Annotated in this window: 19 protein-coding genes; 17 read left to right on the forward strand and 2 right to left on the reverse strand. The window is 37.1% G+C overall.

What is annotated here, in order from left to right:
* Window positions 1-8 precede the first annotated feature (8 nt).
* The 15 genes from LACPOB_RS0105605 to LACPOB_RS0105675 all read left to right on the forward strand — a co-directional run bounded on the left by LACPOB_RS0105605 (window position 9) and on the right by LACPOB_RS0105675 (window position 15168).
* Complete coding sequence (locus LACPOB_RS0105605) at window positions 9-1334, forward strand: ABC transporter substrate-binding protein (RefSeq protein ID WP_309299831.1); 1326 nt, start codon at window positions 9-11, stop codon at window positions 1332-1334.
* A 92-nt stretch (window positions 1335-1426) separates the two neighbouring features.
* On the forward strand, window positions 1427-2287 hold the full coding sequence (locus LACPOB_RS0105610; protein WP_017867855.1) for a carbohydrate ABC transporter permease: 861 nt from the start codon (window positions 1427-1429) through the stop codon (window positions 2285-2287).
* Complete coding sequence (locus LACPOB_RS0105615; protein ID WP_017867856.1) at window positions 2287-3099, forward strand: carbohydrate ABC transporter permease; 813 nt, start codon at window positions 2287-2289, stop codon at window positions 3097-3099. Before LACPOB_RS0105610 ends, LACPOB_RS0105615 begins: the two co-directional genes overlap by 1 nt.
* A gap of 19 nt (window positions 3100-3118) precedes the next feature.
* Window positions 3119-3769 (forward strand): hypothetical protein, encoded by a 651-nt coding sequence (locus LACPOB_RS0105620; protein WP_017867857.1) that lies wholly within the window; start codon window positions 3119-3121, stop codon window positions 3767-3769.
* A gap of 65 nt (window positions 3770-3834) precedes the next feature.
* Window positions 3835-4941 carry an ABC transporter ATP-binding protein gene (locus tag LACPOB_RS0105625; protein WP_017867858.1) on the forward strand — a complete coding sequence of 369 codons (1107 nt, stop codon included), beginning with the start codon at window positions 3835-3837 and terminating at the stop codon, window positions 4939-4941.
* A 215-nt stretch (window positions 4942-5156) separates the two neighbouring features.
* A complete protein-coding gene (locus tag LACPOB_RS0105630; protein ID WP_017867859.1) occupies window positions 5157-5735 on the forward strand; it encodes a DJ-1 family glyoxalase III in 579 nt (192 codons plus the stop codon).
* Between the two features lie 49 nt (window positions 5736-5784).
* Window positions 5785-6660 carry a hypothetical protein gene (locus tag LACPOB_RS0105635; protein ID WP_017867860.1) on the forward strand — a complete coding sequence of 292 codons (876 nt, stop codon included), beginning with the start codon at window positions 5785-5787 and terminating at the stop codon, window positions 6658-6660.
* A gap of 239 nt (window positions 6661-6899) precedes the next feature.
* Window positions 6900-7790, forward strand: coding sequence for a DegV family protein (fakB, locus tag LACPOB_RS0105640; RefSeq protein WP_017867861.1), 891 nt, complete (start codon window positions 6900-6902; stop codon window positions 7788-7790).
* Window positions 7791-7952: 162 nt separating this feature from the next.
* The gene (locus tag LACPOB_RS0105645; protein ID WP_017867862.1) at window positions 7953-9356 is read left to right on the forward strand and encodes a C69 family dipeptidase; all 1404 of its coding nucleotides are present in this window, start codon (window positions 7953-7955) and stop codon (window positions 9354-9356) included.
* Window positions 9357-9708: 352 nt separating this feature from the next.
* Entirely contained in the window at window positions 9709-10353 is a 645-nt protein-coding gene (locus LACPOB_RS0105650) for an NAD(P)H-hydrate epimerase (protein ID WP_017867863.1), read from the forward strand.
* Window positions 10354-10604: 251 nt separating this feature from the next.
* Window positions 10605-10907: an ArsR/SmtB family transcription factor gene (locus LACPOB_RS0105655; protein ID WP_017867864.1), complete on the forward strand. Its 303-nt coding sequence runs from the start codon at window positions 10605-10607 to the stop codon at window positions 10905-10907.
* 35 nt (window positions 10908-10942) lie between these two features.
* Window positions 10943-11833, forward strand: a complete 891-nt coding sequence (locus LACPOB_RS0105660; protein ID WP_017867865.1) for a cation diffusion facilitator family transporter — start codon at window positions 10943-10945, stop codon at window positions 11831-11833.
* A 209-nt stretch (window positions 11834-12042) separates the two neighbouring features.
* On the forward strand, window positions 12043-12816 hold the full coding sequence (locus LACPOB_RS0105665) for an SDR family NAD(P)-dependent oxidoreductase (protein ID WP_017867866.1): 774 nt from the start codon (window positions 12043-12045) through the stop codon (window positions 12814-12816).
* A 344-nt stretch (window positions 12817-13160) separates the two neighbouring features.
* On the forward strand, window positions 13161-14183 hold the full coding sequence (locus LACPOB_RS11815; RefSeq protein WP_017867867.1) for an acyltransferase family protein: 1023 nt from the start codon (window positions 13161-13163) through the stop codon (window positions 14181-14183).
* A 112-nt stretch (window positions 14184-14295) separates the two neighbouring features.
* A complete protein-coding gene (locus tag LACPOB_RS0105675; protein WP_225429643.1) occupies window positions 14296-15168 on the forward strand; it encodes an alpha/beta hydrolase in 873 nt (290 codons plus the stop codon).
* Window positions 15169-15299: 131 nt separating this feature from the next.
* On the opposite strand, the gene treC is transcribed toward LACPOB_RS0105675, so the two are convergent.
* On the reverse strand, window positions 15300-16970 hold the full coding sequence (gene treC / locus LACPOB_RS0105680; protein ID WP_017867869.1) for an alpha,alpha-phosphotrehalase: 1671 nt from the start codon (window positions 16968-16970) through the stop codon (window positions 15300-15302).
* A gap of 35 nt (window positions 16971-17005) precedes the next feature.
* The gene (gene treR, locus LACPOB_RS0105685; RefSeq protein WP_040532862.1) at window positions 17006-17704 is read right to left on the reverse strand and encodes a trehalose operon repressor; all 699 of its coding nucleotides are present in this window, start codon (window positions 17702-17704) and stop codon (window positions 17006-17008) included.
* A 271-nt stretch (window positions 17705-17975) separates the two neighbouring features.
* Between treR and LACPOB_RS13300 the strand changes: the two genes are divergently transcribed.
* Both LACPOB_RS13300 and LACPOB_RS11825 read left to right on the forward strand, forming a co-directional pair.
* Entirely contained in the window at window positions 17976-18458 is a 483-nt protein-coding gene (locus LACPOB_RS13300; RefSeq protein WP_051056372.1) for a PTS sugar transporter subunit IIA, read from the forward strand.
* A 13-nt stretch (window positions 18459-18471) separates the two neighbouring features.
* On the forward strand, window positions 18472-19953 hold the full coding sequence (locus tag LACPOB_RS11825; RefSeq protein ID WP_081607046.1) for a PTS transporter subunit EIIC: 1482 nt from the start codon (window positions 18472-18474) through the stop codon (window positions 19951-19953).
* The last annotated feature ends 507 nt before the right edge of the window (window positions 19954-20460 follow it).

A 20460-nucleotide genomic window follows, 5' to 3' on the forward strand; every position in this document is an offset into this window, starting at 1 on the left:
AATTAACTATGGAAATAAAAAATAAAAGAGGAGTGTGTGTCATGCATTTATCTAAGTTAAAAAGATTTGGCTATGCTTTAGCTATTTTAGGATTGGGACTAACGTTGACAGCATGTGGCAAAAAAAGTTCCGAAAACGATAAGGTAACAATTTCTATTCTTCAAAGTAAAGTTGAGTCTAACAAAGCTTTGAAAAGTATAGCTAAAACCTATCAAAAGAAACATCCAAATGTTGAATTTAAAATTCAATCAATTGGAGGGGGAACAGATTATAACCCAGTTTTAAAAACTCGTATTTCTTCTGGTAATGCTCCAACTATTTTTAGTTTATTAGGACCTGCGGATGTAATTCAGTTTAAAAAATATGCTGCTGATCTAAATGGTACAAAATTAGCTAAACTTGCTAACAAAGGTACGTTAGATACAGTTACCGATGGTGGAAAGGTATATGGATACCCATATAATGTTGAAGGTTATGGATTTGTTTATAATAAAGAAGTTTTTGAAAAAGCAGGGATAAAACCTGAAGAATTAACCACTCCTGATAAATTTCAGGAAGCTGTAAAACAAATTGATTCTAAAAAGGATGAACTTGGACTTGATGCGGTATTTGCAACTCCTGGGAAGGAAGCTTGGGTTTTTTCCGATCACCTAGCAAACCTATATCTGGGACAAGAATTTAACGGTAATTCTCTAAAATTATATAAGTCTAAATCAATGAAGTTTACAGCAAATCAAGAAATGAAAGATATGCTAGATTTGGAGATGAAGTATTCTGTTAAGCCTGTTATGCAGGTCGATTATACTAGTCAAGTTAATAAAAACTTTTCAGAAAAGAAAGTAGCCATGGTACAGCAAGGAAATTGGATTTATTCAACAATTGAAGGAATAGATAAAGATTTTGCTAATAATGGTGTAGGTATGATGACAATTCCAGTGAAGGGGCAAGAAGGCAAATTACCTGTTGGAACTTCAAATTACTGGGCTATAAATAATAAAAAATCTGATAAAGAACAAAAAGCAGCTCAAGATTTCTTAACTTGGCTTTATACATCCAAAGAAGGAAAAGATTTAGTTGTAAATAAATTACACTATGTACCTGCATATAAAGGATATTCCGACTTTAAGATGCCTGATGCTCTTTCGCAACAAGTGTTTAATGCATCGCAAAGCGGAAAGGTAATTGGTTGGTCATTCCCAGGTTATACAGGAACTCCATGGGATCAGAATACAATGCAACCTGCATTACAGAAGTATATGTCTGGAAAAGCTGATTGGGATCAAACAGTTAAAACTGCTACTGATGGCTGGAAAAAACAGCAGGCGGAAAATTAATCAAATATAAAACAAGATAGCAATTATTTTATGATTGCTATCTTGTAGGTTATAAGGGTAATTATTGATACTTTTTAAAGGGTGAATTTCTAATGAAAAATAAAAGTACTTCTTTTTGGTTATTTCTTGCACCAACTTTGATGGCCTTACTTTTGGTAGTGTTTATACCTGCCTTAGTTGGACTGTTTTATTCCTTTACTAATTGGGATGGATTGTCATTTACCAATTTTGTTGGATGGAATAACTATTTGTCTTTAATGTCAGATAAAGACTTTATTTCAGCGTTTTGGTTTACTGTTAAATTTGTAGTTGTTACTGTTATTCTATTAAATGTCATTGGGTTGGGATTAGCACTGCTAGTTACCCAGAAATTTAAAGGAAATAACTTTTTGAAAACGGTATTTTTTATGCCAAACCTGATTGGTGGATTAATTCTAGGGTTTATCTGGCAATTTATTTTTACTGAGGTTTTTCCTGCATTAGCAAACAATCTTGGACTTAATTTTCTAAACGGATGGTTAACAAACCAAGCAACTGGTTTTTGGGGGTTGGTAATTGTAACTGTTTGGCAAATGGGTGGGTATATTATGATCATTTATATAGCATACTTACAAAATATACCTGATGAAATCATAGAAGCAGCTAAAATTGATGGGGCAAGTGCTTGGCAAAGGTTTGTTAATATTACATTTCCTATGATTGCACCTGCTTTCACTGTTTGTATGTTTTTGACGCTCTCAAATGGATTCAAGATTTATGATCAAAACCTGTCTTTGACAAACGGTGGTCCTTATAAATCAACTCAGATGTTAGCACTGAATATTGTTAATACTGCTTATACAGAAAATGATTTTGCAAGGGCTGAAGCTAAAGCCATAATTTTCTTCATTATTGTTGCAAGCATCGCGCTGATTCAAGTTTATTATAATAAAAAGAAAGAAGTTGATTTGTAATGAAAAAAGGTAAATTATCAATTGTTATTTTGGGTATTTTACTCGCTGTTTTATGGCTTTTTCCTTTTTATTTATTACTAACGAACTCTTTTAAAACTCCAAAGGGAATTTTTAATTCTGTTTTGAGTTTACCAGATAAGTTCTTCACAATTTCTAATTATCCCGAAGCCTATGAAGCGTTAAATTTTTTGAGCTCGTTCCTTCATTCGCTGATCATTACTGTAATTAGTGTTATTTTGTTAGTTTTTTGTTCAGCAATGGCTGCATATGCCCTACAAAGAAATCATAGCCGTTTAAGTTCGTCAATATTACTTCTGTTTATTTCGGCTATGATTATTCCCTTCCAATCTGTAATGATCCCGATGACTGCTTTGTTTGGAAAAGTACAGGCACTAAATATGTGGGGACTAATTTTTATGTACCTAGGTTTTAATGCTAGCTTATCAATTTTTCTATTTCAGGGTAGTATTGGCAGTATTTCAGAATCATTAGATGAATCTGCAGCAATGGAAGGAGCAAATCATTGGCAAATCTTTAGAAAAATTATTTTTCCAATGTTGACTCCGATGTCTGTTACTGTTGCGGTTTTAAACATTGTGACGATTTGGAATGATTATTTGCTGCCATCATTAGTACTTCCAGAGGAACAGTATACAATTCCTTTACAAATGTTTATGTTCTTCGGACAATTTACAAAGCAGTGGCATTTAGCAATGGCAGGCTTAACTTTGGCAATTATTCCGGTAATTATTTTCTATATGTTTAGTCAGAAGTATATTATTAAAGGGATGACCGAAGGAGCAGTTAAATAAGAGGATATGATTTTGACATATGAGTAATTCAAAAAGTAAGTATGGGCGCGTATTGTATAAACTGGGTAATGGTTTAGCTTCCTTAGTATCGACAAATGTTGCTTGGTTAATAATCTGTATCCCGGCATTTATATTTGCGATAGTTTCATTTAGTTCATCGGATTTTATGTTACAACCAATGAATTTGATACTATTGGCACTTTTATTTTCCGTTTTTGTTATACCTGCATATTCAGCAGTTTTTCAAATTTTAATAGAAAGATCATCTACTAAAGAAAGTTGGTTGTTTAAAAAAACAATTAAACAATATTTTGACAATCTGAAGAAGATTAAGCCCAATTTCTTTTTTGGAATTTTTCTAACATTTGAAATAGTAATGATTTTGGTCAATAAAAATAACGTTGCACTAACAACTTTTCTAATAACTATAGGTATTGTTATTTTAGGAATTTTATTTGTGTATAGTGTAAGCTGTTCGGATAATGTTAATAAAAACTGGCAACAAATTATGGTTGAACATCCGTTTAAAATGATAGTCGAGGCAATATTGATAATATTAGCGCTCATGATAAATACTAATTTGTTTTTGTCTTTTTTCTTGCTACTGTTCAGTGCATCACTGCCAGGACTCGTTGGGATTTTTATGTTTAAAGATTGTATTGTAGAATAGAAATTAAAAATACTTGAATATAATATTTCTTTCAATATTATTTGGGAAAAGGTGACTTTTATATTATGGTTGAGCTTAACTTAGAACACATTTATAAAAAATATGATAATGCTGATGATTATTCAGTAACTGATTTTAACTTGGATATCAAAGACCGTGAATTCATTGTTTTCGTTGGACCTTCTGGGTGTGGGAAATCTACGACTTTGCGTATGATCGCAGGTCTAGAAGATATTACAAAGGGAGACTTAAAAATTGATGGTAAAATCGTCAATGATGAAGCCCCTAAGGACAGAGATATTGCTATGGTATTTCAAAACTATGCGTTATATCCTCACATGACAGTTTACGATAATATGGCTTTTGGATTAAAGTTACGCAAATATTCAAAAGAAAAAATCGATAAACAAGTTCATCATGCAGCGGACATTTTAGGGCTAGAAGAATATTTAGACCGGAAACCAGCCGCTTTATCAGGTGGACAACGTCAGCGTGTTGCTTTAGGGCGTGCAATTGTCCGGGATGCTCCAATTTTCTTGATGGATGAGCCACTTTCAAACTTGGATGCCAAATTACGTGTGGCGATGCGGGCTCAAATCGCTAAATTACATCAAGACTTAGAAACAACAACGATTTATGTTACACATGATCAGACAGAGGCAATGACGATGGCGGATCGAATCGTGGTTATGAAAGACGGTGAAGTTCAACAAATTGGTACTCCACAGGAAGTTTATGACTCACCAACGAATGTATTTGTGGGTGGTTTTATTGGAGCACCCGCAATGAACTTTTTCAATGTTACTTTAGATGGTGAATATATTTTTGACGAGGGCAAAAACTTTAGATTAAAAGTTCCGGAGGGTTGCTTAAAAGTCTTACGTGATAAAAGGTATGATAAGCAAAAATTAGTCTTTGGGATCCGTCCTGAAGATATGCATACTGAACAAGCCTTTATTGAAACTTTCCCTGAATCGCTTGTCAAAGCAACTGTATCAGTTTCTGAATTATTGGGGGCTGAGTCACAATTGTACAGTAAAGTTGGTGAGACAGAATTTGTCTGCAAGGTCGATGCACGTGATTTTGTTAAACCGGGTTCAGAAGTTACGATGGGTGTCGACTTGAATAAAGCACATTTCTTTGATCCAGAATCAGAAAAAGCAGTGTATTAATTAAAAAATAGGAAGTCAGCTATTAATTTGGACAAAGAATTAGTTATCATAGTCCAGTTAATATGGTTGGCTTTTTAAATTGGTTATGTTAATGACAAGCTCAACTATAAACTAACACTAATGAATTTGATTAAAAACATAGGATTCGAAAAAATTACGCAAATGAATTAAAATGGAATTGTAAAAAGGTTTATGTAATGAAAGGGGATACTATGATGACAAAGACTGCTGCAGTTATGATCGCAGACGGCTGTGAAGAAGTTGAGGCTTTAAGCCCGATCGATGTTATTCGTCGGTTAGGTGGAAAAGCAGATATGGTCGGATTAGACAAATTAAAAATCACGAGCGCACACCAAGTGACGTTAACTTGTGACAAAGTTTTAGACGATAGTTTGCTTGACTATGATATAGTAATTTTCCCTGGCGGAACAACTGGAGCTAAAAACTTACGAGATAACGATCAGTTAATGAAACTAATGCAAAAACGTGCACAACAAAGTAAGTGGAATGCAGCAATGTGTGCTGCACCAACTGCCTTTTCACGTTACGGGTTGTTGGATAAAACGCACTACACGGTTTTTCCAGGTATGGAAGGACAGATCCAAGCTGAAGCCAAGGATGCCACACACACTGACAATATCGTAGAGATCGACAAAGATGCACATATTTTGACGAGTCGTGGACCAGCTACTGCTTTTGCATATAGCTATGCGATTGCTGAAACATTGGGGTATGATACGACAAATCTACGTGAAGCGATGCAGTATAATTATTTGATTGACAACATTCAGTAAAAATTTGGTGAGAAGCTATTACTAACTAAAAAGGTTGGGGGCGTTTCAAATGAACAAGACGATCCTTAAAGTAACCGTTGCTGTTTTAGCTTTAATATTGACGGGTTGCGGTGCTCAATCGCAAGATCAAGCTTCAAGTAGTTCTTCTACTAGTGTGAAAACTGAGAAGAAACAAGAGCAAAAGCAAGATAAAAAACAAAGTGCTAAGTCTAGTTCTCAAAAAGAGCCACAAAAAGAAACAAGTTCGCAAACAAGTGGAAGTATAGCCAGCTCACAAAGTTCAAGCAATAATAATAGCCGACCGGCGCCAAATAATGAATCAAGGTTGTCTAAATTAAATGCAGATCTAAACCGAACTTTAGGCCATGTTGTTTTGCCACAAAATGATGGTTTAGGTCAGGGAAGCTCTCAGTTAAACATTCGTTTTACTGGAGACAGTGACAACTATACAGTCTATTACAGTGTCGGTAATAAAGCACGTCCATTAAATGATCCAGCAATCAGAAATGAAGCACCTTATGCTACTCTATCTAAGAAAACGTACAGTTCATTTGTGTCTGCTAAAGCAGCGGTTGATTACCGTTCAGGTGATGGTGATCAAGGCTTACCAACGGTTGATTTAGGTCATGATATTACCGGTACGATCGATTCAGGTGCAGGTAATCGTTATTTACACTGGAATGAAGGACAGTGGTCACTAGTTGTACATGCGGCTGCAGTCAATGGAGAAGATCCACAACCGATGGCTAAACAGGTTGTAGAAATGTTAGAAAACTCATATTTACCCGCACCCAATTCGGTCGCGGCTGGTGAGTTTGAGATCAATGGTAATAACAAGTTGACTTGGCAAGATGGAAAAACTGTTTATTCATTAGAAGGACAGAGCGTACAAACGATAATCACGATGGCAGCTAGTATCAACTAAAATTATCAGGAATGATACAAAACTAGCTATGTGATTCTAAAAGGGCCGTCAGACTAACTAATAACTGAGTTAGTTTGACGGCCTTTAAATGTGCCCCAAAAGATTGATTTCAAAACATGTTTTGTATCTTGTCCTTTTTATTTTTCTTTGGTGCGATAATGATTATTTGATATAATTAATGATATTTATCAAGTTAGCATTTAAAATGATTGATATTATAGAAAAATGGTGGTTTATCTATGAAAATAGCAGTTGTGACTGATTCGGCCAGTTGTCTGACGTCAGAAGAAATTGAAAAATATCATATTAAAGTGATCCCGATCACGGTAATATTTGAACGCCAAACATACTTAGAAAATGTTGATATTACAGCGTCTGAATTTTACGAGAAAATGAAATCTGAGACCGATTTACCTTCAACGACACAAATTACGCCTGGCCAAATGCAAGCAGCATATGATGAGTTAGAAAAAGAAGGTTATGATGCAGTGATCAGCATTCATTTATCTTCAGGTATCACGACTTTCTACCAAAATCTGCTTAATTATTTACCAGAAGTTTCAAATATTAGGGTCTATCCTTTTGATTCAAAGCTGGCAGCGTCAGCTGAAGGTGCGATGGCTAAGCTAGCTGTGCGTTTAGCTGATGCAGGTTATTTACCTGAAGACATTATCCAAGAATTAGAGAAATTTCGGGAAACAACGAAAGCATACTTAGCAGTAGATGATTTGTCTCACCTGGTACGTACTGGGCGTTTATCGAATGCATCCAGATTTGTTGGAAGTTTATTGCGTATTAAGCCAGTGCTAACCTTCACTAGGGAAGGGAAAATCTTAGCACTCGAAAAAAAACGGACAATGAAAAAAGCCTACTATTCAATCAAGGAGCGCTTTAAGACGGAACAAGAAAAAGCGAATGGACCATTACGTTTAACGGTCATTCATGCTGGTGCTTGGGAAATGGAGGAACGATGGTATCAAGATATTCATCATGACTTCCCCAGGGTTACAATGGAAAAAAGTGAATTAGGGCCAGTGATTGGTGTGCATGTCGGGGCTGGGACAATGGCACTTTTATGGTGCTATGATTGGAAAAAGTGGCCGATTGACCTGACAAAAGTGAGAAACTAAAGAAGATACTTGGAAACTATTACTTATTTGAGTAGCAGTTTTTACCTTTTCTAAATAAAGTTGTTGAACTAGAAGGGCGCATTTTTGATCTATATTTGATAGAATAGATATATACATAACTTGAAAGAGTTATCATAATCAGAATCATAAAGGAGAAGCGAAATGAATAAAATTATTTCTTCATGTACAACGATCCTTGCGGGTAAAAAGGCAACGATCGATGGTTCTACTTTAGTTGCTCGGACTGAAGACCACAGCGATGATGCAGAACCACAAAAGTTTATCGTGGTTGAACCTAAGGATCAGCCAAAGCATTATTCTTCTAAACTTTCAAAGTTTGAGATCGACTTGCCTGATGATCCATTACGGTATACAGCAACCCCTGATTCAGATAATTCGCATGGTATCTGGGCTGGTGCTGGTATCAATAGTGAAAATGTTGCAATGTCAGCAACTGAAACGATCACAACTAATTCACGGATCTTAGCGATCGATCCTTTAGTTAAAGATGGTTTTGGTGAAGAAGATATGCCAACGTTAGTTTTGCCATATATCCATTCTGCCCGTGAAGGCGTACAAAGAATGGGCGAACTTTTGACTCAATATGGAACATATGAATCAAATGGGATGGCATTTTCTGATAAAGATGAAGTTTGGTACTTGGAAACTTACGGTGGGCATCATTGGGCTGCAATTCGTATTCCTGACGATGCGTATGTGGTTGCTCCGAACCGTTTGAACATTGATAACTTTGATTTTGGTTCTCCAGATGCAATGTACTCTGAAGACCTTGAACAATTGATCAATGATAATTTCTTGAATCCAGATGAAGAAGGCTACAATTTCCGTCATATTTTTGGTTCAGCTACTGTTAAGGATACTCGTTATAATGATCCACGTGCATGGTATATTCAATCATACTTTACACCAAGCGTTGAACAAGATCCGCAAGACCAAGATTTGCCATTTGTGTGTCATGCTGACCGCAAGCTAGCAATCGAAGATTTAAAGTGGGCAATGAGTTCTCATTATCAAAATACTGTTTTTGACCGTTATGGTGAAGGTGAATTGGAAGATAAGACACTTTTCCGTCCTGTTGGTATCAACCGCAATGAAGAAAGCCATATCTTACAAATCAGAAACAATGTGCCTGAAGAAGTTGCAGCTATTCACTGGTTAGGCTTTGGACCAAACACATTTAACTCATTTGTACCATTCTTTATCAATATCACAGATACACCAGCATCATTTAAGGATGCAACTGCTGAGTATGATCCGAATACAGCATACTGGTTATCACGGACTTTAGGAACCTTTGGTGATACAGATTTCTCATTGTACAGTGATATGGAAGCTGACTTTGAACAAACAACGGTGGCACAATGCCGTGCGATCGTGGCACGTGTTGACAAAGAAGCTAAAGATTCAAAAGATATTGATGAATTATCAACGAAGGCTAACCAAGAAATGGCTGACATCTATATCAAAGAAAGCAAGAAATTGCTTGGGAAGATGGTCAACGCAGGTTCAGCACGCATGAAATTGAAATTTTCATTATTGGACTAAAAAGTACGGGCCGATAAATTTAATTTGAATAATTAAATTTTTATGACCGGTCTAATTTAAGTTATTTCTAAGGAGAGTAAGACAAAAGATGTTTTGAGGCCGATTTGTAACGATGAATGCGTTATTTTGGGGCACAGCAAAGCGAAGAACCAGAATAACGCAATCGTTGTTACAGTAAGGCCTCAATCTTTTGGAACACGTTTAAGGGCCATCGATGTAAACCATTTAATGGGATAGATCGATGGCCCTTTTAGAACCGCACAGCTAGTTATATCCCAGCCTCTTTTTTTCTGCACGCTAAGTGTTATGATGAAAGTGGAGAGAGATTTAAACAAAAAAGGAGGCCTGTATTTTGACAAAATCAATTTCAGTTGAAAAATCACGTGAATTAGATCAAAAAACTATCAATGAGGTCGGTATCCCATCGATGGTCTTAATGGAACGTGCCGCCTTAAAGATCTATGAAGATCTCTTAGCAAATGATCAACTTGACCTGACTAAAGTTTTGGTGATCGCAGGTACAGGTAATAATGGTGGTGATGCTTTAGCTGTTGCCCGTTTATTAGAAACACATGACATCGATACCAGTATTTTATTAGTTGGTGAGCCTAAACATCGTAGTGAACAGATGGAAAAACAATTACAGATCTGTGACTACTATCAGATCAAACATGTATTTTTGAATGAAGATCTTAGTGAATATACTACGATCGTAGAGGGTTTATTCGGAAGTGGACTTTCACGAAATGTTGCTGGCGACTTCGCTACAGTGATCGACCATATAAATGCTTCGGGGGTAAATACCCACGCAATTGATATTCCTTCCGGACTAAATGGTGATACTGGTCAGGTAATGGGGACAGCCATTAAGGCAACTAGTACATCAACTTTAGCATATGTTAAAGACGGAATGATCAAGCCTGGAGCTAAAGATTATACTGGACAAATCTTTATTGATGATATCGGTATTTATCTGAATGACCAATATGAGGAATAACAAAATTAGTTAATAAAATTTTCGAAAGTGAGACAAAAGATGCTTCAATCTTTTGGAACACGTTTAAAGGCCGTCGATTTAGCCTATTTAATGGGATAAGTTGGCGGTTTTTTTAAATTACACAATTTTTTGAGAAAGTTTAGTGCAAAATAATGTTTAACTACAAAAATGTAATGTATTATTACTTGACATTTTTGAATACGTTTCATATGATATATGTGACATATATCATATGAAGAACGAGGAAAACAATGGAAGTAGATAAAATTACTGAAAAAGATGTTGTTAGGGCTCAGTCGATTTTTAAAGCATTAAGTAATCCGGTGCGGATGAAACTTTTGTATGCCTTAGAAGGCGGCGAACAAAATGTTTCGACCATCGCAAATAGTTTAGACTTAGAACAATCAGTAGTCTCGCACCAACTAGCCGCTTTAAGAAAAAATTACTTGGTTGCTAGTGAACGGATCGGAAAACAGGTCTTTTATCGTTTAGATGATCGACATGTATTAGATATTTTAGATAGTGTGATGGAACACGTGCAACATACTGATTAAGATTACGATACTTATAATTTTAAGGGGTGATAGTTGTGAATGAACAGGGGACAAAAGAAACAAAATTAACAAGTAAAAAGTATCAGATCGGGATCATTATTAATATTGTTTTTATCATAGTGGAGTTTTCTTTTGGTGCAATTGCTAGCTCAGTTGCCTTGGTGACTGATGCCGTACACAATATGGCAGATGTTTTATCATTATTGATATCTTTGATCGCGATTTATTTGATGAAAAAGAAACCAACCAAACGGCATACTTACGGTTTTTATAATACCACGATCATGTCTGCCATGGTCAATTCGATTATTTTGTTTGTCAGTTTAGGGATCGTGATCTGGGAGTCTGTTGTTCGTTTGACAACACAAACTACACAAAGCCAACCAGTCGGCTGGTTAGTTGCTGTTGTTGCTTTAAGTGGGGTTTTGATCAATGGACTGACGGCAGTTTTGATGAATGATAGTAAAGAGTTAAACGATCGTTCTAATTTTTGGCATTTCTTTGGAGATACTTTATTGAGTGTTGCTGTTTTTGTTGCTGGTTTGATTATTAGTTTGACAAATTGGAATTGGCTCGACCCAGTGATCTCGATCATTGCGGCTTCCTTTATTTTGGTCGAATCCTGGAATGTTTTGAAAGAGTCATTTGAAATGTCAACTAACGCTGTTCCACGACGTCTTGAGAGTGGAGATATCGAGCGTTATTTGTTAGGTTTCTCGCAAGTTGAGGCAATCAATGACCTACACATTTGGCCATTGTCTACCACTGAGACAGCTTTGTCGGCACATGTTGAGATAGCTGAAGATGTGGACTATTTTAAAACTTTAGATCAAATAACTAATGGTATCAAGCAAAAGTATAAGATCGGGCATGTGACAGTCCAGTTAGAAACATGTGATAAGAAACACTGTGAAGCAAAAATTTAGCTCAATGTCATAAAAGCATCAGAAAATTTTGGATAAATAACTATGAGCGTGCCGGTAAGTCGAACTACCTTAAAATAAGTGGTGACTTACTTTTTTAATATAAAAGATTAATTTCTACAGCTATCAAAGCGCTTTCTTAAATACTTGTCTTAGATTATAATAAGGTATGTAATATTTATTTACTTTAAAATTGAAGGGAAGCGATATTCATGGGACGTCTAGATAACAAAGTAGCTATCATTACAGGTGCAGCTAGCGGTATGGGGCTTGCTGGGGCAAAAATTTTTGCTAAAGAAGGGGCCAGTGTTGTTTTAACTGACGTAGTTGAAGATAAATTAAACAAAGCAGCAAAAGAAATTGAAGACGCAGATGGGAAAGCCACAGCCATTAAGTTAGACGTAACAGATCCAGCAGGATGGAAGCACGTTGCAGATCAGACAGTTGAGTTATACGGCAAAATTGATATCTTGATAAATAACGCTGGGATCCACGTCGCAAAGGGTATTGTCGATACTGACATGGAAACATGGAATAAAGTGATGAATATTGATTCTACTAGCGTGTGGTTGGGTATGAAGACAGTGATCCCTTTCATGCAAAAAAATGGTGGCGGTTCGATCATTAATACTTCTTCGATCGGTGCCTTAGTTGGCGGGACAGCTACTGGATTTAGTGCCGCCTATAGTGCTGCTAAAGGTGCAGTACGCTCACTCACTAAATTTGCTGCGCAAGAGTTTGGAAAAGATTACATTCGTGTCAATTCCGTTCACCCAGGTTCAACTTTCACTGGCATGGCTGAAGAGGCTGGTTTAAAGAGTAAAGAAGAAATGGGGCAGGCTTATGAAGGTAAAGCTGCTTTGCCGCCATATGTAGCGGATGCTGCCGACATCGGTTATGCGTACCTATATCTGGCTTCAGATGAATCTAAATTTGTGACAGGTGAGGAATTAGTTGTCGATGGTGGATGGACAACTAATTCATAATGTATTCAACTATATTCTGTATAAATCGATAAAATAAAACAAATCTGAATATGAAAGTGACACAAAAGATGCTTCAATCTTTTGGAACACGTTTAAGGGCCATCGATTTAATCCATTTAATGGGATAGATCGATGGCCCTTTTAAAAATCACACAGTTAGTTATGTCTCAGCTCCATTTTTTAGTTAGAGTGGCAACTTTTCTTAACTTTTTTTCAATTTTAGTGAATTAAGTTTCTAAACGTTAGTTTTTTTTCAAAAAATTATATATTTTAATAGAATGGTATTTCTTTAGATCAGAAATTTTTTATAATTAATTTGAATTAAGAAGGTGCGAACTACTTTTATGGGGGCTAAAAAAAGAATACTGTGGGTCGATTACGCCAAGTGTGTTGGGATCATCGCGGTTGTTACAGGGCATGCGATCAATAATGTCTCGGGTAAATCCTTGGATGTTGCTTACAATGCAATTTATTGGTGGCATATGCCATTGTTTTTCATGATGGGTGGTTTCTTTTTAAAGCAAATCAGTCCCACCAGCGAAGGTTGGGCCTATTTATTAGGCCATCGGATCAAACCGCTAATTAAGGCGTATTTTTTAAATGGTGTGATCTTGATTATTTTAAGTCATTTCTTCCGTCAGCAATCGTGGGATTATACCCTCTTGTATTTTGCACGTTTGATATATGGTGGAAGTACATTAAATAACTACTTAAGTGTTTTTTGGTACATGACAACATACGCTATCGCTATTTTCCTGACGACTCTACTCATTTCATACGTGAAAAAAGCTTGGTTGCAGTTTGCGGTCGCAATTGCTATTTTCTTTTTGGGGATCCAATTACAAGATATGACTTTTTTTGGAAATGAGTCATTTCCTTGGGATGCCCAAATCGCGTTATTAGCCGTTTTTTGGATGTTATTGGGTTATCATGTTTTCAAACTATTCACCAAGATCTCGTGGAAATATAAGGTGATTTATGCCGTATTTGGTTTATCATTTTTCGTTTTTTTGATATATTTATATGCTGAAGGTGAGCTAGATTTTGTCTTATGGCTAAAATCCTCGACGATCCATACAGGTTTGCAAGCATTTTTTATTCCACCTTTATTATGTTTGGTTGTTTTTATTGGTTCAGAAATGATTGAACGTGCTGGTGGTTTTTTGCCATTGAAATTTATCGGTCAAAATACTGATATTATTATGTTTTATCATCGGGCGGCATTTGATATAACGACCTTGTCTGCTTTTATGGATCACTGGTATTTTAGAATTATAATTGGTTTAGCTGCACCAATTTTATTAGCTTGGGTCATCCAATGGTTTAAAAATAATCACTTTTGGCATCGGATCAGAATCCAAGATTAAAAGTGGTTGTTGCAAGCAGGACAGCTGCTTTTTTAATCAAAAGAGGTTGCTTGGGAAGGAAGAGTTATTTATTAGCAAGTTGTTGAAACAGTGGAGTAAAGTTGGAATACTTGTGAGTATAGGACTCTTGTTTGCAGGAGCATTGATCTGGGCTGGACATACTTTTGAAAAAAGACACTCTAAAAATAGTAACTATGATATGTCAGCTATACCAACGATAATGATGCATGGTTGGTCGAGCAGTTTACGTGCGGAAGAGCCATTGATAAAAACGGCTGCAGATAACCGAATCATCACTGAAGAAGTTGTGATCCACGTTACTAAAGCCAACAAGTTGAAGGTGCAAGGCAAGTTAACTGGTAAGAAAAATAATCCGATAATTTTAGTTCAATTTGATAATAACCGTGTTGGTGAATTTCGCTATGCTCGTGGTTTACACCGGATCGTCAAGTATCTGCAAAAAAGGTATGATCTGGAGAAGTTTAATGTGATCGGGCATTCTATGGGTTCTTATGCATGGGCTTATTATTCTTTGAGATGGGGAGCTGACCCTGATTTGCCACAGCTCAATAAGATGATTTTGTTAGCTGGGCCGTATGATGGCATCCTTAATAAAGGGCACGCTAATCAACCAACCAATGGTGAGTTAGCTGGCTTGTGGGATGATTCTCCGCGTGCTAACACCTTAGGTGAAAATGGCAAACCTAAAATAATTCACGACGAATATAAAGTGTTGCTCAAACGACGGAACAATTTTCCGAAGAATGCTAGAGTACTAAATATTTATGGTGATTTAGGGGATGGGACTGATTCCGATGGTTTAGTTTCAGTGCCGTCTGCACGCTCATTACGTTATTTAGTAGAAAAACGGGCTAAATCATATGAAGAATATAAGGTTGAAGGACAGCAAGGACAGCATAGCAATTTGCATATCGATAATGAAGAAGTTAGTAAAGAAATTGTGAACTATTTATGGAAAAAATAATCTTTTAGACTTAAAAAAGAGGTTAAGATATTACTAGTTGTGCAATTCTAAAAGGGTCGTCGATCTAACCATTTAATTGGGTAGATTGGCGGCCCTTAAACGTGTACTAAAGGACTAAATTCGCTGTCTTTTTATTGGAGTTTGTATGCGACTGCTTCGTATGGCGCAAGTTTTAGATCAGTGGATAGTTTTGAGCTGTCAGAATCCTTTTGACAATTACTGATCAGTACCTGGCCGGTTTGTCCGACGAATTCTTTGGGAAGTACGACGGTTGTTTCTTTGTCATAAAAATTGACGAACACAAGAAGTTTTTCGTCTGAATCACCTAACCAGCGTTCATAGGCAAAGACTTGTGGGTGGTCTGGTATTAGATGTATAAAATGACCATCAGAAATTAGTTTTTCTGACTTACGCAATTTTATCAAATGCTGGTAATAATTGAAGATAACACCGTGTTGAAGTTCATTTTTGACATTGATCCGGTCTTGGTCAGTTGGTTTTAACCAAGGCTTACCAGTTGAAAAGCCAGCATTTTCAGAAGCATCCCAGTGCATTGGGACTCGTGAATTATCGCGGGCTTTCTTTTGGACTTGAGTGAAGGCTTGTTTTTGATCAAGTCCTTGTTTTAATAAACGCTGGTAGGCATTTAGGGCCTCGATGTCGACATAGTCGTCGATTGAAGTATAGTTAGGGTCGACCATCCCTAATTCTTCACCCATATAAATATAAGGCGTGCCACGTAATAAGTGAAGTGCAGTCGCTAGGGACATTGCAGATCTTTCCCTGTATTTATTAGGATCACCGAATCGATTTAGCGCCCATGGTTGGTCATGGTTGTTCCAGAAAAGAGCATTCCAACCACCTCCTTGATCCATTGCTTTTTGCCAATCGGCTAAGGTCTGCTTTAACTTGATAAAATCAAAGGGGGTCGTATCCCACTTATCGCCATTTTTATAGTCGACTTTCAAATGATGGAAAGTAAAAATCATCGATAGTTCATCTTCACTAGGCGTGGAGTATTCGACTGAGGTTTTAAGGTCTGCCGATGACATTTCTCCGACCGTGATACTGTGTGGATCTTGACCAAAACTATTGTGATTTAGTTCTTTCAAATATTGATGCACAACTGGTGTATCGGTATATAAGGATTTTTCTTGTATTGGATCGGTAGAATCAAGTAACTGTTCACTTTTTCCTGTGACATTAATGACGTCAAACCGGAATCCATGAACACCTTTTGCACGCCAAAAATTTACAATATTTGCCGCTTCTTGTCTGACAGCTGGATTGTGCCAATCTAAGTCCGCTTGAGTCGGATCATAAAGGTGAAGGTAGTATAAACCAGTATCTCCAAACTTACTCCACGCCGGTCCACCAAATTTAGAAGTCCAGTTAGTTGGTAGGTCACCATTATCTTTGGGGGGGCGCAAATAAAAGTAATCACGGTACTTTTGTTCACCAGCTAACGCTTTTTGAAACCATTCGTTACTAGTTGAACAGTGATTTAATACCATGTCTAGCATCACACCAATATCCAAGTCTTTTAGTTTGCTCACTAGCTCTTCAAAGTCTGTCATCGTACCAAATTTAGGGTCGATCTGATAATAGTCAGCAATGTCATAACCATTGTCATTTTGTGGTGAAACAAAAAAAGGATTAAACCAGATCATATCGATATTTAGTTTGGCAATATAAGGTAATTTTTCAATAATTCCACGTAAGTCACCGATCCCGTCTCCATTACTATCGTAAAATGATTTCGGGTAAATTTGGTAGATCACTTTTTTTCCAAGATTTGTCATAGTTCTTACTCCCTTCATTTCTATTCAGCATAGTTTTAAATCTTTTTTCTGCGTGCAAAATCGGTAAATTTAAATTTATCCGGACGATGGTAAGACTCTGTTAGCTGGACTAAGGTCGTATCATTTAAATAAGTCATACTGCGAACGGCTACCACCATTTCGTGGTCTATCAACTGCAACAATGATTTTTGTTCGTCAGTGGGAGATTCGACAGTTACTTCTTTAGTTGCATATGAGATCTGATAGCCAAGTTGATTTTCCAGGTACTCGTATAATGAGTTTTCGGCTTCTTTAGTCGGGATGCCTTGAATCGATGGCTTGAGCAAGTAATCTTTATCCAAGACAACGGGCTCACCGTTAACTGATCGTAATCGTTCTAAAAAAGTCGCTTCTTGTGTTTCATCAACTCCACGAGCAAGAAAATATTCGGGAACTTGACTTAATTCATTGTGTAAGACTTTTGTTTGAGCGTTCATTTCCTGTGAGTTGTTTAACTCTTTAAAACTAGTGATCCCTGAAATCGGAAAGGTGTAACGTTGTGTATCTAAGACGATCGATCCTTTGCCTTTGATCTTTTGAATCATGCCCAAGTCGTTTAATTCGTTTAACGCTTTTCGGATGGTTTCGCGGGAAGAACCATACAATTCTGTTAGTTGATTTTCACTGGGTAAATATGTTCCCGGACGGTATTGTCTGTATTTTATTTTAGAAATGATATCGTGTGCGATGATCATTTGTTTGCTAGATGTTGCTTGCAAATTATTCACTCCGATCTCTAAGAGAGTTGATTTTGCTTAAAGTACTTGTAATTGTTTGTATCCATTTTTAATTATAAACAAATATGTATATACAAGCAATGTTTTTGGTGAATGCGTTTTAAATATGATTGATATCGTATTGATATAAAGTGAAAAGTTAAAAGCAATTTTTTAAATTGACACGTGTATATACAAGTTGTAATATAATAATTGTTTAAGAAAGCGTTTTATTTAGGAGGCGGATCAAATGTTTGGTTTTAAAAAGAAAAAAGCAACAAACGAGTTGCTTGCTCCAACTAATGGTGAAGTTGTTGAGTTGTCAGAAACTAATGATCCAGTATTTTCCACTGGAGCAATGGGACAAGGCTTTGGTTTGGGCCCAACTGATGGAACGATTTATGCACCAGTCACAGGAAAAATTACACTTGTCGCAGAAACAAAACATGCAATTGGATTTGAAACGACTGATGGTTTACAAGTTTTGGTTCACTTAGGGATCGATACGGTAGAATTGAAAGGTAAAGGCTTTGATCTGCCAGTCACAGCCGGACAGGAAGTAAACGCACAAGACAAATTAGGTACGATGGACTTAGAACAAATAAAAACAGCAGGTTATCAAACGACCGTCCTAACGGTCATCACTAATTCTAGTGACCTGGATTTGAATCTCAATGTTACAACTGGTATGACCACAGCAGGGCAGGCTGTGACCGTAATAGAAAAGAAGTAGGGAGGGAGATTAAATGGCTAAAAAAGATTATTCCCAGTTAGCGAAAACGATCATTAAAAATGTTGGTGGTAAAAATAATATCAAAAGTTTGATCCATTGTATTTCACGCTTACGTTTTTATTTAAAAGATGAAAGTAAAGCATCTGATGATGTTTTAAAAAATACTCCCGGTGTGATCGATGTGATCCATGCTTCTGGTCAGTACCAGGTGGTGATCGGGACAGAAGTGACTCACGTCTATAATGCAGTCATGGATATCTTGGGACCTGAGTTTTCTGATGAAGATGATAGTGGGACTGATAATAAAAAGACAAGCGATGAGGGTGATGAGCAAAAACAAGGCAATGTCGTTAGTCGGGCATTTGGAAATTTAATTGGTTTTATTACTGGATCAATGAGTCCAGTGATCGGTGTGATCGCGGCTTCAGGTATTATTAAAGGTTTATTGTCATTATTGACCATGCCGCAATTAGGTGAATTACTCAAGCCGGATAGTGCCGTCTACCTAACGATCAATGCCATGGCGGATTCAGCCTTTTACTTCTTACCAGTTTTAGTTGGTTTCGCTGCTGCTAGAAAGCTGAAGAGTGACCCGATCATAGCCGCAGTTATCGGGGGTGTCTTAGCTTATCCACAGATCGTGTCTTGGGGTGGTGATTTTAAGACCATGTTTTCGATCGGTGGGTTTAATTTTCAGTTTCTTGATTATACCTATTCGATTTTTCCAATGATCCTGGCAGCTTGGTTAGCCAAACTATTAGGTGATTGGTTAAATGATCATTTGCCAAGCTATTTGCAGATGATCTTTACACCATTGATCACGATCATGGTCGTGGCGACGATCACATTAGTCGTAACTGGTCCAATTATTCAAGGGCTTGCCAATGGATTGGCAGATTTGATCAATTGGTTAGTTAAGGCATCTGGCTGGTTAGGCGGATTGATCATTGGTGGCTTTTACCAAGTATTGGTTATTTTCGGTTTACATTGGGGTGTTGTACCTTTGGTTGCCCAACAAATTTCCGGTAGTGGTCAAAGTGCCTTGAATGCTATTATTTCAGTTACGATGGTTTCTCAAGGGGCAGCAGTTTTAGCAGTTGCTATCAAATCTAAAAAAGATGACCGTAAAACTTTAGGTATCGCAGCTGCTATCTCAGCCTTTTGTGGGGTCACAGAACCTGCAATCTACGGTATTAACTTAAGATTCCGGCGCGTCTTTATTTCTGGCTTGATCGGTTCAGCAGTCGGTGGGTTGATCACTGGTTTGATGCATGGGTCAATGTTTGGCTTTACCGGTTCTTTAATTGGATTTTCTTCATTCTTTAACACGAAAACACCTGGTGATCTAAATAGCTTTTATGCCTTCTTACTTTCCAGTCTTGCAGCCTTGATCGTTTCATTCTTAGTAACTTGGTTCTGGGGTTACAATGATCAAATGGAAATGGGTGGAAAAGTAGAGAAAAAGGAACGCCCAGGCTCAGCAAAAAAAGCTTAATTTAAAAACAAGCACAGTAGCGACATTTTTTGAAAGGGTGTCGTTACTGTGTTTTTATTTGTCGAAATAGCAATGAAAAGAGGGCTGGGACAAAACTAGCTCTCCAATCCTAAAAAGAAGGCTGGGACAAAACAATATCCCAGTCTCTTCTTTTGCTAAAAATAATCAAATTATCGCTTCTAATTTTTACAGCATAAACGCGTTTCAAAAGTCTGAATCCTCAATGTAATGACATTTACGCCATTCCTGTCCTGCGCTTTGCTACGGCCAAAAATGGCGTAAACGACGCTACATACCGGATTCAAAACATCTTTTGTCTCACTCTTATCTTATGGTCGGTCATTTTAGTACGCGCCAGCGAATGCACTGTATAAGAGGATGCTGCCAGCTACGATCATGATGACGCCGAGTCCGATCTGCAGCCAAGCCACTGATGCAGCTGGTTCGTTTTGACGCATTTCATCACGAAAACGGCGTGTCAAGCTGGTTGCGCCTTTCAGTATCTGC

Origin of the sequence: Ligilactobacillus pobuzihii E100301 = KCTC 13174 (assembly GCF_000349725.1) — a bacterium.
Lineage (GTDB): Bacteria > Bacillota > Bacilli > Lactobacillales > Lactobacillaceae > Ligilactobacillus > Ligilactobacillus pobuzihii.